The organism is Streptomyces sp. NPDC088157, assembly GCF_044741545.1.
In the GTDB taxonomy this organism is placed as follows: Bacteria; Actinomycetota; Actinomycetes; order Streptomycetales; family Streptomycetaceae; genus Streptomyces.
The window spans coordinates 749,619-762,103 of sequence record NZ_JBIUSU010000003.1 but is presented as its reverse complement, the minus strand read 5'-3'; the positions used below and the strand labels follow the sequence as shown (position 1 = coordinate 762,103).

Annotated in this window: 16 protein-coding genes and 2 pseudogenes; 9 read left to right on the top strand and 9 right to left on the bottom strand. The window is 71.5% G+C overall.

What is annotated here, in order from left to right; all coding sequences use genetic code 11:
- Position 1 precedes the first annotated feature (1 nt).
- Positions 2 to 646, bottom strand: a complete 645-nt coding sequence (locus ACIPFH_RS14620; RefSeq protein ID WP_401826320.1) for a peptide deformylase — start codon at positions 644 to 646, stop codon at positions 2 to 4.
- A gap of 159 nt (positions 647 to 805) precedes the next feature.
- On the opposite strand from ACIPFH_RS14620, the gene ACIPFH_RS14615 reads away from it, so the two are divergent.
- Positions 806 to 2,203, top strand: a complete 1,398-nt coding sequence (locus ACIPFH_RS14615) for a PepSY-associated TM helix domain-containing protein (RefSeq protein WP_401826318.1) — start codon at positions 806 to 808, stop codon at positions 2,201 to 2,203.
- Positions 2,204 to 2,318: 115 nt separating this feature from the next.
- Here the strand turns inward: ACIPFH_RS14615 and ACIPFH_RS14610 are convergent, their stop codons facing one another.
- Together ACIPFH_RS14610 and ACIPFH_RS14605 are read right to left on the bottom strand one after the other, a co-directional pair.
- A complete protein-coding gene (locus ACIPFH_RS14610) occupies positions 2,319 to 2,672 on the bottom strand; it encodes a tetratricopeptide repeat protein (RefSeq protein WP_401826884.1) in 354 nt (117 codons plus the stop codon).
- Positions 2,673 to 2,853: 181 nt separating this feature from the next.
- Complete coding sequence (locus ACIPFH_RS14605; RefSeq protein ID WP_401826315.1) at positions 2,854 to 2,982, bottom strand: hypothetical protein; 129 nt, start codon at positions 2,980 to 2,982, stop codon at positions 2,854 to 2,856.
- Between the two features lie 320 nt (positions 2,983 to 3,302).
- Here ACIPFH_RS14605 and ACIPFH_RS14600 point away from each other — a divergent pair, with 320 nt between their 5' ends.
- On the top strand, positions 3,303 to 4,163 hold the full coding sequence (locus ACIPFH_RS14600; protein ID WP_401826312.1) for an oxygenase MpaB family protein: 861 nt from the start codon (positions 3,303 to 3,305) through the stop codon (positions 4,161 to 4,163).
- A gap of 70 nt (positions 4,164 to 4,233) precedes the next feature.
- Here the strand turns inward: ACIPFH_RS14600 and ACIPFH_RS14595 are convergent, their stop codons facing one another.
- The 3 genes and pseudogenes from ACIPFH_RS14595 to ACIPFH_RS14585 all read right to left on the bottom strand — a co-directional run.
- Positions 4,234 to 4,770, bottom strand: a complete 537-nt coding sequence (locus tag ACIPFH_RS14595) for a cupin domain-containing protein (RefSeq protein WP_401826310.1) — start codon at positions 4,768 to 4,770, stop codon at positions 4,234 to 4,236.
- Between the two features lie 56 nt (positions 4,771 to 4,826).
- Positions 4,827 to 5,453 carry a hypothetical protein gene (locus ACIPFH_RS14590; protein WP_401826308.1) on the bottom strand — a complete coding sequence of 209 codons (627 nt, stop codon included), beginning with the start codon at positions 5,451 to 5,453 and terminating at the stop codon, positions 4,827 to 4,829.
- Between the two features lie 189 nt (positions 5,454 to 5,642).
- Positions 5,643 to 5,792 (bottom strand): annotated as a pseudogene (locus tag ACIPFH_RS14585) (pirin family protein); the annotation flags it as partial.
- A 252-nt stretch (positions 5,793 to 6,044) separates the two neighbouring features.
- Between ACIPFH_RS14585 and ACIPFH_RS14580 the strand changes: the two are divergent.
- From ACIPFH_RS14580 to ACIPFH_RS14555, 6 genes are all read left to right on the top strand, one after another.
- A complete protein-coding gene (locus tag ACIPFH_RS14580; RefSeq protein WP_401826306.1) occupies positions 6,045 to 6,386 on the top strand; it encodes an ArsR/SmtB family transcription factor in 342 nt (113 codons plus the stop codon).
- A gap of 68 nt (positions 6,387 to 6,454) precedes the next feature.
- Positions 6,455 to 8,098: a SulP family inorganic anion transporter gene (locus ACIPFH_RS14575; RefSeq protein ID WP_401826882.1), complete on the top strand. Its 1,644-nt coding sequence runs from the start codon at positions 6,455 to 6,457 to the stop codon at positions 8,096 to 8,098.
- Positions 8,095 to 8,508, top strand: coding sequence for a pyridoxamine 5'-phosphate oxidase family protein (locus ACIPFH_RS14570; protein WP_401826304.1), 414 nt, complete (start codon positions 8,095 to 8,097; stop codon positions 8,506 to 8,508). The genes ACIPFH_RS14575 and ACIPFH_RS14570 overlap by 4 nt, the downstream gene beginning before the upstream one ends.
- Positions 8,505 to 8,930 carry an ATP-binding protein gene (locus tag ACIPFH_RS14565; protein WP_401826303.1) on the top strand — a complete coding sequence of 142 codons (426 nt, stop codon included), beginning with the start codon at positions 8,505 to 8,507 and terminating at the stop codon, positions 8,928 to 8,930. The genes ACIPFH_RS14570 and ACIPFH_RS14565 overlap by 4 nt, the downstream gene beginning before the upstream one ends.
- On the top strand, positions 8,927 to 9,148 hold the full coding sequence (locus ACIPFH_RS14560) for a hypothetical protein (protein WP_401826301.1): 222 nt from the start codon (positions 8,927 to 8,929) through the stop codon (positions 9,146 to 9,148). Before ACIPFH_RS14565 ends, ACIPFH_RS14560 begins: the two co-directional genes overlap by 4 nt.
- 113 nt (positions 9,149 to 9,261) lie before the next feature.
- The gene (locus ACIPFH_RS14555; protein ID WP_401826881.1) at positions 9,262 to 9,627 is read left to right on the top strand and encodes an ArsR/SmtB family transcription factor; all 366 of its coding nucleotides are present in this window, start codon (positions 9,262 to 9,264) and stop codon (positions 9,625 to 9,627) included.
- Between the two features lie 408 nt (positions 9,628 to 10,035).
- Here the strand turns inward: ACIPFH_RS14555 and ACIPFH_RS14550 are convergent, their stop codons facing one another.
- From ACIPFH_RS14550 to ACIPFH_RS14540, 3 genes and pseudogenes are all read right to left on the bottom strand, one after another.
- Complete coding sequence (locus ACIPFH_RS14550) at positions 10,036 to 11,001, bottom strand: pirin family protein (RefSeq protein WP_401826299.1); 966 nt, start codon at positions 10,999 to 11,001, stop codon at positions 10,036 to 10,038.
- A gap of 79 nt (positions 11,002 to 11,080) precedes the next feature.
- A pseudogene (locus ACIPFH_RS14545) lies at positions 11,081 to 11,566 on the bottom strand (hypothetical protein); the annotation flags it as partial.
- Between the two features lie 26 nt (positions 11,567 to 11,592).
- On the bottom strand, positions 11,593 to 12,054 hold the full coding sequence (locus ACIPFH_RS14540; protein ID WP_401826297.1) for an ATP-binding protein: 462 nt from the start codon (positions 12,052 to 12,054) through the stop codon (positions 11,593 to 11,595).
- 137 nt (positions 12,055 to 12,191) lie between these two features.
- On the opposite strand from ACIPFH_RS14540, the gene ACIPFH_RS14535 reads away from it, so the two are divergent.
- A complete protein-coding gene (locus ACIPFH_RS14535; protein ID WP_399076419.1) occupies positions 12,192 to 12,413 on the top strand; it encodes a DUF397 domain-containing protein in 222 nt (73 codons plus the stop codon).
- The last annotated feature ends 72 nt before the right edge of the window (positions 12,414 to 12,485 follow it).

Below are 12,485 nucleotides of genomic sequence, written 5' to 3'. Positions count from 1 at the left end.
CTCACGGCAGTTCGAAGCCCAGCGCCTTCGCGGCCTCCTTCGCCGTCGGCTGCGTCCAGCGCTCGAGCAGGGCCTGGTTGGCGCTGAGCGAGCGCGGTTCGGCCCGGTCGAGGTAGAGCACACCGTCGAGGTGGTCCGTCTCGTGCTGGACGATACGGGCGGGCCAGCCGCCGAACACCTCGTCCAGCGGCCGGCCGTGCTCGTCCTCACCCGTGAGCCGCACCTCGGCGGGCCGGGCCACCACCGCCTGGTAGCCCGGCACGCTCAGACAGCCTTCGAAGAAGGCGGCACGGGCTGAACCGACCGGCTCGTACGACGGGTTGACCAGCACCCGGAACGGCTGGGGCACCCGGCCGCGAGCCAGCCGAACCTCCTCCGGCACCGGCGCCGGGTCCTCGATGACGGCGATCCGCAGTTCCACACCGACCTGCGGAGCGGCCAGTCCGACACCCGGCGCCGCACGCATGGTGATGCGCAGGGCCTCCACGAACCGGGCCAGCAGAGCGGGTTCGAGCTGGCCCTCGTAACGCACCGTGCCAGTCCGCAGGACCGGGTCTCCGGCCGCGACGATGGACAACGGGCCTCCGGGGGCGAGGAGTTCCTCGATCCGTTCGGCAAGGGGAGCGCGGGGAGGGGGAGATGCCATCGGGCCAGCATGTCACGGCCGGAGAACATGTGACGCGGGTCACTCGAAGTGGCGGGAACTCGGCGCCGCTCCCTTCCGACTACTGGTGCGTCACGGCTGAGAACCGTCCCCCAGAGCGCTGTCCCCCGCCCCGTCCCCTGCCCTCGGAGAAACCCACCCATGTCCACCGCTCCCTCGACCTCCGCGGACGAGGCCCCGCAAGCAGCGGCCGCCGCGCCGAAGTCCCGCGGCCCGTGGGCCCCGCTGCGCCCGCTGGTGCTGCGCCTGCACTTCTACGCCGGCGTGTTCGTGGCGCCGTTCCTGCTGGTCGCCGCCGTCACCGGGTTCCTGTACGCCGGCGCCTTCCAGGCCGAGAAGCTCGTCTACTCCCACGAGATGACGGTGCCGGTCGGTGACACGAAGCTGCCGATCTCCGAGCAGGTGGACGCCGCCCGCGAGGCCCACCCCGAGGGCACGGTCTCGGCCGTCCGCCCCTCGCCGAAGGACGACGCCACCACCCGTGTGATGCTGTCCGGCGTCGAGGGGGTCGACGCCACGCACACCCTCGCCGTGTTCGTCGACCCCTACACCGGCAAGGTGCGCGGCGCGCTGGAGCAGTACGGCTCGACGGGCGCGCTGCCGCTGCGCACCTGGATCGACGAGTTCCACCGCGATCTGCACCTCGGCGAGAACGGCCGCCTCTACAGCGAACTCGCCGCCAGCTGGCTGTGGGTGACAGCCGGCGGCGGCCTGGTGCTCTGGTTCTCCCGCCGCCGCGCCCTGCGCAAGGTCCGCGGCACGAGCGGGCGGCGTCGCACGCTCGGCCTGCACGGCACCGTCGGGGTGTGGGCCGCGGCCGGCTTCGTCTTCCTGTCCGCGACCGGACTGACCTGGTCCACCTACGCGGGCGCCAACATCGACGTACTGCGCACTTCCCTCGGTCAGGCCACCCCGTCGGTCTCGGCGGCCGCGAGCGGCGGTGAGCACACCGGCCACGACGCGGCCTCCGGTGCGGGCGGGGACGGTGAGCACGGTGTCGGCCTCGACAAGATCCTGGCCGCCGCGCGCGCCGAGGGGCTGGGCGACCCGGTGGAGATGGTGCCGCCCGCGGACGCCTCCTCCGCCTACGTGGTCAAGCAGGTGCAGCGCAGCTGGCCCGAGAAGCAGGACGCGGTGGCGATCGACCCGGCCACCGGCGAGGTCACCGACGTGCTGCGGTTCGACGACCACCCGCTGCTCGCCAAGCTGACCCGCTGGGGCATCGACCTGCACACCGGTGTCCTGTTCGGCCTGGTCAACCAGCTCGCGCTGATGCTTCTCGCGGGATCCCTGATCCTGCTGATCGTGTGGGGCTATCGCATGTGGTGGCAGCGCGGCCGCGGTTCCGCCTTCGGCCGCCCGATCCCGCGCGGCGCCTGGGCGCAGGTCCCGCCGTACGTCCTCGTCCCGCTGATGGCGGCGGTCGCGGTGGTCGGCTACTTCGTCCCGCTCCTCGGCATCCCGCTGGCCGCCTTCCTGGTCGTGGACGTCGTCCTCGGCGAGATCGCGCACCGGCGGGGGCGGCGGGCGGTCGTCTGAGCGGTCCCGGGTACGGCGGCGGCCCGGCGGTGGAAGTCACCGCCGGGCCGCTCCTCGCTTCGGGCTCGGGTTTCCGGTCCGGGCGTCGGCCTCAGGCTTCGGGGCCGGGCTCGGCTCAGGCCTCGGGGAAGTCCCCGGCCAGCGCCGAGGCGAGCCGCAGGTGCGGTCCCGCCTCCGCGTGCCGCCCCTGTCGTTCCAGGGTGCGGCCCAGCATCAGCCGGGCGTAGTGCTCCACCGGGTCCCGCTCGACGATCACCCGCAACTCGGTCTCGGCACGGAGCAGTTGGGCAGAGTGGTAGTAGGCGCGGGCCAGCAGCAGCCGTGGTCCGGTCTGCTCCGGCACCTCCTCGACCAGTCCGGCCAGCACCCGCGCGGCCGCGGCGTATTCCTTCGCGGCGAAGAACAGCCGCGCCCTCTCCCACCGCTCGGCCGGTGTTCCGTGGGCGTAGTACGCGGCCTCGCCGGTCATCTCGTATGTCGTGTCCACTCGTGCCTCCTTCGACGCCGACAACCGGGCATGGTGGTTGAATATTCCACCACCTGTCGGAGGTGTGCGCAGCGCCGGCTGCCGGCCGGGCGATCGGAAGGCCTACGGTGTGCCGGCCGGGCGATCGGAAGGCCTACCGTGTGCCGCCGGGCGGTCGAAAGGCCTACGGTGTGCCGCCGCCCTTCCGGGGACCACGGGCGAGCCGGCCCGTCATCATCACGACGAGACCGGCCACGAGAATCGTGCTGCCGATCAGTGTTCCCGCCGGCCCGGCACCGGAATCGCTGGTCATGAGCCCGAAGACCGACTGCCCGCAGAGCGCGAAGGCCACGATCAGCTGACCCAGCCGTAGATCCGCGGGGCCCGGACACGGCGCCGATTGCAGGGGAGCACCCAGCTGCGTAGCGGGCGCACGCCCGACGACAGCCTGAGCATGACACTCGCCGCATCGCCCGTCGACGGTACGCAGGCTCACGATCCGCCGGACAAGCCCTGTGATGCGCGTCGATCGGGGTTCACGGATCGCGTCCACCGGTCGATGAGTCCCGCGACCGTGCCTGGCTCGGGGCGGGCATCGCGGACACTGGAGCAGTAGGAGAGGGGAGGCCGACCGTGCTGACCTCAGTCCGCGAACAGCTGGGCCAAGCCCTGTTCCGCCGTGTCGCCGGCCCCGCAGGACCGGCGACACGTGCCCGCATCCACGACACCCCGGGACCGCGCTGGTTCGAGCCGGACCGCCCGATCCGCACCGTGCACGGTGACGCCTCGATGTTCATCGGCGGGCTGAGCGCCCTGCTGTTGCAGTCCCTGCATCCGCTCGCCATGGCCGCGGTGGCCGGGCACTCGGGATACCGCGGCGACCCGTGGGGCCGACTGCAGCGCACCAGCACCTTCCTGGCCGTGACGACCTACGGCACGGCCGCGGACGCACAGCGGGCGGTCGACCACGTCCGTGGCATCCACGAACGGATCCGCGGCACGACGGCCGAGGGCGTGCCGTACCACGCGGCTGATCCGCACCTGCTCGGCTGGGTGCACGCCGCCGAGACGGACAGCTTCCTGCGTGCCCACGAACGCTTCGGCGCCCGCCCGCTGGACGCCGCCGGCTACGACGCCTACGTCGCCGACACCGTGCGCGTCGCCGAGGCACTGGGGGTGAGCGACCCGCCACGCGACCGCCGCGAGCTGTCCGAGCGCCTGACCGCCTACCGGCCCGAACTCAGAGCGACGCCCGAGGCCCGGGCCGCCGCCCGCTTCCTGCTCTTCCAGCCTCCCCTGCCCCTCGCGGTGCGGCCCCTGTACGGCGGGCTGGCAGCGAACGCCGTCGTGCTGCTCCCGCCGTGGGCCCGGGGCATGCTGTGGCTGCCCCGGGTGCCGGTCGTCGAAGACCTCGCCGTACGCCCCACCGGACAGGCTCTGACGCGCACGATCCGCTGGGCCATGACCCCACCGCGCCAGTCCCGCCCGGCGTGAGCGCGCGCACTGGAGAACTCCGGCGACCCGGCCGTGCACGGGGAGCGCTGAGCGGGCCCACGGGCGGGCCTCAACCGCGCGCGGCGAGTGCCTCGCGCCACGCGGGGCTGTCGACGTAGTGGTTGTCGAACCGTTCGGAGGAGTCCTTGATCTCCTGCGGGTCGGCCTCGCCGCGCATCACCCGGCCCAGGAGCCGCAGGTAGTCGAAGCGGCCGGCGCCCGGGGTGAAGACGAACAGCACGTCGGCCGTCCTGCCGGGCGCCGCGGCGAAGGCGTGCGGGGTGTGCGGCGGCACGACGAGGAAGTCGCCCGCCTCCAGGACGGTGATCTCCTCGCCCACCAGCACCTGGAGCGCTCCGTCGATCACGAAGAACAGCTCGGACGCCTTGGTGTGCAGGTGGGCGGGTGCTCCGACGGCGCCTTCGGCGAACGTGGACCGGTAGCCGGTGAGCCGCCCGCCGGTGTGGTCGGAGTCCGCGAGCAGCGTCATGACACTGCTGGGGTCCCGGGTCGTCTCGGCCTCGGCGGCGCGGGTGAGGACCGGGGAGAAGTCCGCGCTCTGCGGGCCCTGTGCGGTCTGCGTGATCTCGTTCTTCGTCGTCGTCATGACTACGACTCTAGGAAACGGAGCGACCGGCGACAGGGTGCATTTCAGGGCCGGAATCATGGGTCAATTCCGCGATGCCGAGGGCTTCGGGCGAGCGGGTCCGGTTCCCTCCGCGCCCGAGCACGGCCGGAGGACCACGCGCCCAGACCCACCAGCGCAGCCGCGCCGAGTCCGTACAGCGGCAGCCACCGGGTCGTGGTGGACGCCAGGCAGTCGGCAACCGAGTCGTGGCCTTGGATGTCCTGCGCGTAGACCAGGGCTCGCCTGTCGCGTCCGGCGAGGTCCGCCAGCGCGGCCTCGGTCCGGAGAACCTCGTACCTGCCGAACTCCCGACAGTCGCTACGGGTGCCCGGCATCGGAAAGAGCCACGCCGAGCGCTGCAGTACCGGGGCCAGCGCGATCGCGACGCACAGGCCGACCACCAGCGAGTAGGCGACCAGACTCCGCGCGTACACGGAGCGCAGGCCGGGCATCCACGGAGGCAGGCGACAGAAGGAGAAGATCACCGCGAGGAGCGTGACCCCGATGTATGCCGCGAACCACTCCCAGGCACCCTGCGCGAGTGCGAACGTCAGCACGGCGGCGAGCCCGATGCCGATGACTCCTGCCTGGGCCGGGGCGTCCTGGACACCTGCGCCGACCGATGTGGGTCGCCGGACTCCCTGAGCGCCGAGGTGGTCCATGGTGTCTCCTCCCTCGTCGGAGGTCACCAGTGTTCGCCGTCACCGCGCCATCGGCCCGACGCCGGGCCGCACCGGCCCGGGAGCCGCCCTGTTGGCGGAGCTTCCGGCGGCGTCGAAGGCCGGACTGCCCTGCCGCCGATTTCCCGCCGTCCGCGTGGGGCAGGCGGGAATGCGAGCAGCGGAGGCGGCCCGGGGCTCGAGCGGCACCTGCGGCAGTTCCGGTGCGCGCAACGGATCCCCGTCGTAGCCCTTCACCTCGCCGAAACGGGTGCCCTTCATCCAGTCCTCGCGTGCCTGGACGACCTCTTCCTGGGACCGCCCGGCGAAGTTCCACCACATATCGGACTTCGCCGTTGTATCCGCAGGTCAGCGACCTTCGGGATGGTTGGCGTCGGCGAACCGTCAGCATCAGTGGTGCGCGGGCCCAGGCTGAGGGCGATGGAAGGGGCACCACCACGCTCTCCATCAATCCATGAATTGCGAAATTCTGCAATTCGCTACATGCTGTGTTCGTTGTGTCTGCAGGTGGCCGCGGGCATGGCGCCAGACGACACCCCCGAGCCATCGGGGTGGTGAAGGGAGTCCCAGGCCGTGCCGATTCCGCTGTATCAGGCCAAAGCTGAGTTCTTCCGGATGCTCGGGCACCCGGTCCGCATACGTGTACTGGAGCTGCTGCAGGCCGGTCCGACGCCGGTTCGGGACCTGCTCGCGGCGATCGAGGTGGAGCCCTCGGCGCTGTCCCAGCAGTTGGCGGTTCTGCGTCGCTCGGGCATCGTCACCTCGGCCCGTGAGGGCTCGACCGTGGTGTACGAGCTGGCGGGCGGGGATGTGGCGGAGCTGATGCGGGCCGCGCGCCGGATCTTGACCGAGTTGCTGGCCGGGCAGAACGAACTCTTGGAAGAGCTGCGGGAAGCCGAGGTCGCGGCTTCGTGAGTACGTTCCTCACCCAGGCCGCGGGCCGGGTGCGCTCCTTGCTGCCTGCCCGGGCCGACTTCGCTTTCATGGCCCGCAACCCGCGCCGGGATCTGCTCGCCGGCCTCACGGTCGCCATCGTGGCGCTGCCGCTCGCGCTCGGCTTCGGGGTCTCCTCCGGGCTCGGCGCCGAAGCGGGACTTGCCACCGCCGTGGTGGCCGGCGCCCTCGCGGCGCTGTTCGGCGGCTCCAACCTCCAGGTCTCCGGCCCCACAGGAGCGATGACGGTCGTGCTGGTGCCGATCGTCGCCCGGTACGGGCCCGGCGGAGTGCTGACCGTCGGGCTGATGGCCGGTGTGCTGCTGATCGCGCTGGCTTTGCTGAGGGCCGGCCGGTACATGCGCTACATCCCCGCGCCGGTGGTGGAGGGCTTCACTCTCGGCATCGCCTGCGTCATCGCCCTGCAGCAGATCCCGAACGCGCTGGGGGTGGCCAAGCCGGAGGGCGACAAGGTACTGGTGGTGACCTGGCGGGCGGTCGAGGAGTTCGTGAAGGCGCCGAACTGGACCGCTGTGATCCTCGCGCTCGCCGTGGCGGCCGCGATGCTGCTGGGGGCCAGGTGGCGGCCCACCATCCCGTTCTCCATCGTCGCGGTCATCGCCGCCACCGTCGCGTCCCAACTCTTCCGTCTGGACGCCGCCAAGCCGATCGGCGACCTGCCCTCCGGACTGCCCGCCCCCTCCCTGGCCTTCCTGGATCTGTCCGCGCTGGGTTCGCTGCTCGCCCCGGCCGTCGCGGTTGCCGCGCTCGCCGCGCTGGAGTCGCTGTTGTCGGCAACGGTCGCGGACGGGATGACGGTGGGCCAAAAGCACGACCCGGACAAGGAACTGTTCGGGCAGGGCATCGCAAATCTGGCCGCCCCGCTGTTCGGCGGGGTGCCGGCCACCGCCGCGATCGCCCGTACCGCCGTCAATGTCCGCGCGGGCGCGGGCTCCCGCCTCGCCGCGCTCACCCACGCCGTGGTCCTCGCGGGGATCGTGTTCGCCGCCGCCCCGCTGGTCTCCAGGATCCCCCTGGCGGCCCTGGCGGGGGTGCTGCTGGCGACCGCGATCCGCATGGTCGAGGTCGGTGCGCTGCGCGCAATGGCCCGCGCGACCCGCTCGGATGCGATCGTGCTGGTTCTGACGGCCGTCGCCACACTCGCGTTGGATCTCGTCTACGCCGTGATCATCGGCCTGTTCGTGGCGGGCGCCCTGGCACTGCGGGCCGTCGCCCAGCAGGCCCGGATGGATCAGGTCGACTTCAAGGCCGATCTTCCCGGTGAGCACAGCGAGGAGGAGCACGCGCTGCTCGCGGAGCACATCGTCGCCTACCGGATCGACGGGCCGCTGTTCTTCGCCGGCGCCCACCGCTTCCTCCTGGAGCTGAGCGAGGTCGCCGACGTCCGCGTGGTGATCCTGCGCATGTCGAGGGTGTCGACAGTGGATGCCACCGGCGCGCTGGTCCTCAAGGACGCGGTTCAGAAGCTCAATCGACGCGGCATCGCCGTCATGACCTCCGGGATACGCTCCGGCCAGCGCCAAGCCCTGCAGTCCGTCGGCGCACTGGAACTGCTCCAGCTGGAGGGCCGCGAGTACACCACCACCCCCGAGGCCATCGCCGGGGCCCGCGCCCACCTGCACCGGGCCGGCCTCCTGCCCGCCGCACCCGTCACCGCAGAGGCTTCCCGATGACCACCCCCTCCCGTCGCGTGATCGAGGTGCCCGGCAGTGAGGCGCTGTGGCTGCTCGAAGGCGCCACCCAGGGGAGCCCGGTGCATGTCCGGCGGGAGACGCCCGTGGTCCGCCCGGCCGTCCCTGTTCTGGAGTACGGGCGTCCGGTCGTCCGTACTCCCGCGCAGGCCGTAGCGTTGGTCTGCCGACCGTCGCTCACCTGTCACGCGAAGGAGATCAAGTCTGCGGGTGGCACCGGCTGGACCGTGACCGCCACGGGCCCGGCCGAGGTGAGCACCGATCGGGACGAGGCCGCCCACCACCGCCGTACGCTGCCCGGCCGGGCGCACGGCCCGCACGACACCCTGGTGCGGATCCGCCCGCAGACGGTGACCGGGTTCCGCCTGGCCGACGCCGAGGCCGCCCGGTGAGCGCCCAGCTGGAAGCTCTGCCCCTGCGGCATGTGCTGACCCTGCCGGCCATGGGCTCGGCGGTACGGATCGCCCGCGAGACCACCGAGCAGGTCCTGGCCGAGTGGGGCATCAGCCGGCGCCATCCCACAGTGGATCCGGCGCTGCTGATCCTGTCCGAGCTGGTCGCCAACAGCGTCCAGCACGCCGCCGGTCTGTCCCCGAACGTCACTGTGATCTACGCGGCGGGCCGGGACACGTTCGCGTTCGCCGTCCACGATCGCCACCCCTACCAGCCCGCGCTGTTCGCCGCGCCAACGGGAACGGGCGGCGGCGGGCTGGGCACCGTCATGGAGCTGACCCTGGATCTGGGCGGCACCGCCGTCATCCGCGGCGACGCGGACGGCAAGGGCAAAAGCATCTGGATCACCCTTCCCCTGTGAAGATCGAGGCAGTGACGGATGACCACCGAGTGGCCCAACACCACCCACCTGGCCTGGGTATTCTCTCCCTGGCCGGGCACCTGGGCCCCGAGGAGGTTGCCCGGTTCACCGGCGCGATCGGCTGGGTCCTGGCCCGGGGCGCCGGGCCAGTCATCCTGGACCTGACCGCATTGCGCGGCTGGTCGGTCGGCGGCCGGCCGGCTGTGACCCAGGAGTGAGGGCGCGAGGATGTCCCCATGGCGAAGAGTTTTGGGTGGATGCGATGCACGGTGCACGCACGACAGCGACCGTCCGGCACCTCGGCGGCCGCTACGGGCGCGGGGCGGGTGCGGTGAGCGCGCCGCTTTACCAGTTGAAGGCGGAGTTCTTCAAGACCCTCGGCCATCCGGTACGGATCCGCGTGCTGGAACTCCTCAGCCGGCGCGAACACGCGGTCTCCGAAATGCTCGGTGAGGTGGGCGTGGAGGCGGCCCACCTCTCTCAGCAGCTGGCCGTGCTGCGCCGGGCCAACCTTGTCATCCCCCGACGGGAGGGCTCGGCCGTCCACTACTCGCTGGCCAATCCGCAGGTGGCGGAGCTGCTGCGGGTCGCGCGCACCATCCTGTCCGGCGTGCTGGCGGGCCAGGCCGAACTACTGGCCGATCTTGAGGCCGCCGAGCCCGACGCTGCACCCCGGCGGCGCAGGCCGTCTTACTGACGGTTTCAGAACGCGGTCCGTAGCCGCCGTAGGCAGATGGTGCCGCGGGCCAGTTCAGCAGGCCCTGATGGAGATCGGATCGGCGTTCGCAGCGATCCCGGCGGGTCAACCGGCTCCAGCGACAGTGTCAGCCGAGAGCGTCATGCGGATGACCTGCCCCTGTGTGGGGCCGCCAGTGGCGACGCATGACCACAGCATGCATTGACGGCCCATCAGGAAAGTCGGTATGAGGTCAGCATGCGTCCAGCCGAAAGCGCCCACGGACGCCCGCGCCTTGGAAACGCTCACTGCCTCGCAGAGGTCCCAGAAGCAGCTTCCGAGGGCCCTTGCCGACCGAGATCATCGTTACCGGAGCCGGAGGTGAGATGGTCGCGTAGGCCTTGGCCCAGCAGCCCGACTTTCCCCCGGTCAGCGAACCCTCCCCCGTGGTTTCAGCGGTGTGGGCGGCAGTTCCGGTGCGCGCAGCGGATCCCCGTCGTAGCCCTTCACCTCGCCGAAACGGGTGCCCTTCATCCAGTCCTCGCGCGCCTGGACGATCTCTTCCTGGGACCGCCCGACGAAGTTCCACCACATGATGAGCTCCTCCTCGAACGGCTCGCCGCCCAGCAGCATCAGAGCCGCGTCGGACTCGGCCCGCAGGGGGAGTTCGGTGCGGCCGCAGCCCAGGTAGAGCATCGAGCCCGGCAGCACGGGCACCCCGTCCACGTGCGCCTCGCCGGACATCGACAGCACGCCGTACTCGAAGTCGGGATCGAGCGGCAGCCGGACGTCGGCGCCCCGGGCGAGTGCCAGGTCGGCGCCCACGAGAGGGGTGTACGCCGTTCCGGGGGAGACGGAGCCGTCGAGGTCGCCGAGGAGCACGGTGGCCGTGAGGCCGGGGGCCGTGACCGTGGGCAGGTCGGCGTGGTGCTCGAAGCGGGCGTCGGTGTGCCGGTGGCTGTCGGGCAGCGCGACCCACAGTTGGGCGCCGTGCAGATACCGGGCGTGCGACCGGGGGCTCTCCTCGGAGTGGCTGATCGCCCGCCCGGAGGTCATCAGGCCGAGTTCCCTGGGCCGGATGGCCTGCAGGCTGCCGGTCGAGTCCCGGTGCAGTACCTCGCCCTCGTGCAGCCAGCTGACGGTCTGCAGGCCCATGTGCGGATGCGGCGGGACCTGCATGCCGGGCTCGTCGGCGATGTCGTCGGGGCCGTAGTGGTCGACGAAGGCCCAGGCGCCGATCATGCGCCGGCCGAGGTTCGGGAGCAGCCGGCGGACCTCGGACGTCTCGCCGAGCTTCACACGCCGGGGGCTCAGCAGTTCGCGGACGGGTTCGGCGACGACGAAGCCACGGCCGCCGCACAGACTCGGTACGGGCGCGCGATCAAGGTTGCTCATGCGGTCAACCTAGCGGTCCGGTGCGGCGGTGGGCACAAGGAGTGGCACCGGGTTCGCCGTGCCCGCCGGTGAGGTTTCGATCGGCCAGTGTCGCGGCGAGTTCCGTGGTCGCCCGCACTATCTCGGTGTCCCGCTCGGCGAGGAGTTGGCGCAGGACGTCGCGCTGGGCGTGCACGGCGTGGTGGGCCGCGCGTTCCCATGCCACGTAGTTGTCGGGGTGGTGCAGCAGCTTGGGGTACGCGGCGGCGGTGGTCTCCCACTGCCGGGTGTCGGCGATGCTCTTCAGCAGGCGCAGGATCTCCGCGCGGCAGGTGACCTGGGGGAGCCGGACGAGTTCCCAGAGAAAGGGCACCGTGGCCGCCGTCGCCTGGTCGACGACGAAGCCGAACTGGCAGATGCGGCGACGCAATTGGCCGAGTGCGGACTCGGCGCTGTCGGCGTCGCCACGGGCGAGCGTGGTCAGCAGGAAGGGGATGCCCGCGGCGGAGCCGGTGGAGTCCTTGATCTCGGGCCATGGCACGTGATCAAGGTCTTTGAGCGGCGAGGTTCTCTTCGTGGCAGTCATGTCAGGTGTCAGGGATGGGGTCGGGGTCAGGACGGGGGGCGGGCCGGCAGCATCGCCCAGACGGTCTTGCCCATGGGGGCGCGGCGGGTCCAGCCCCAGTGTTCGGAGAGGGCCTCGATGATGTGCAGTCCGCGGCCGTGTTCCAGGAGGTCGTCTGCGGTGTGCGGGTAGACGGGCAGGCTGTCGCTCGGGTCGGTGACCGCGCACACCAGGTGGGAGCGGCGCAGCGTGAGCCGGAGCCGGACGTGGAAGTCGTCCGTCGACGTGTCCGGCAGTGCGTGCAGGACGGCGTTGGCGGCCAGTTCCGTGACGACGGTGACCGCGTCGTCGGTGCAGTGGTCCAGGGACCAGCAGTCGAGGGTGCGCTGGGTGAACTCCCGTGCCTGGACGAATCCCGCCCGGCTGCCCAGGAGGTGCAGGGCGGCGGTTCTTGGCGAGTCGCGGACGGAGACGGACTGGTGGCTCCGGAACTGCGCAGGTGATGACACGTTGCATCTCCCTGAGGCGACGTCAGGACGTGGGCGGAAGTGCGGTTGACGACATGGTTATTATCCACGCTGACGAGGTCCTCGTGCAATTTCACGGGAAATTGCGCGTACGAGCGAGGGAGATTGCAGTGTCGTCAGTGTCGAACGGAGTGCGGGCGAGCTCGCTGGGCGTCCGCTGGATCAAGAGCAGTCACAGCAACGCCGAGGGCAACTGCGTGGAGGTCGCGGCCCTGGCCGGGGGAGGCGTCGCGCTGCGCAACTCCCGTGACCCCGACGGTCCGGCGCTGGTGTACACGCCGGCCGAGGTGGCCGCGTTCGTGGCCGGGGCGAAGGACGGGGAGTTCGACCACCTGGTCTGAACGGGCGCCCGGCCCGGGCCGGGCGGCTGGTCCGAAGCGGTCCGAGGGGGATTCCCCGAGGACTCAATTGCC

What these genes read in the sequence shown, in the direction of transcription:
- ACIPFH_RS14620 (WP_401826320.1), bottom strand. Translation starts at nt 646, where the DNA reads ATGGCATCTCCCCCTCCCCGCGCTCCCCTTGCCGAACGGATCGAGGAA.
- ACIPFH_RS14615 (WP_401826318.1), top strand. Translation starts at nt 806, where the DNA reads ATGTCCACCGCTCCCTCGACCTCCGCGGACGAGGCCCCGCAAGCAGCG.
- ACIPFH_RS14610 (WP_401826884.1), bottom strand. Translation starts at nt 2,672, where the DNA reads ATGACCGGCGAGGCCGCGTACTACGCCCACGGAACACCGGCCGAGCGG.
- ACIPFH_RS14605 (WP_401826315.1), bottom strand. Translation starts at nt 2,982, where the DNA reads ATGACCAGCGATTCCGGTGCCGGGCCGGCGGGAACACTGATCGGCAGC.
- ACIPFH_RS14595 (WP_401826310.1), bottom strand. Translation starts at nt 4,770, where the DNA reads ATGACGACGACGAAGAACGAGATCACGCAGACCGCACAGGGCCCGCAG.
- ACIPFH_RS14590 (WP_401826308.1), bottom strand. Translation starts at nt 5,453, where the DNA reads ATGGACCACCTCGGCGCTCAGGGAGTCCGGCGACCCACATCGGTCGGC.
- ACIPFH_RS14575 (WP_401826882.1), top strand. Translation starts at nt 6,455, where the DNA reads ATGGCCCGCAACCCGCGCCGGGATCTGCTCGCCGGCCTCACGGTCGCC.
- ACIPFH_RS14570 (WP_401826304.1), top strand. Translation starts at nt 8,095, where the DNA reads ATGACCACCCCCTCCCGTCGCGTGATCGAGGTGCCCGGCAGTGAGGCG.
- ACIPFH_RS14550 (WP_401826299.1), bottom strand. Translation starts at nt 11,001, where the DNA reads ATGAGCAACCTTGATCGCGCGCCCGTACCGAGTCTGTGCGGCGGCCGT.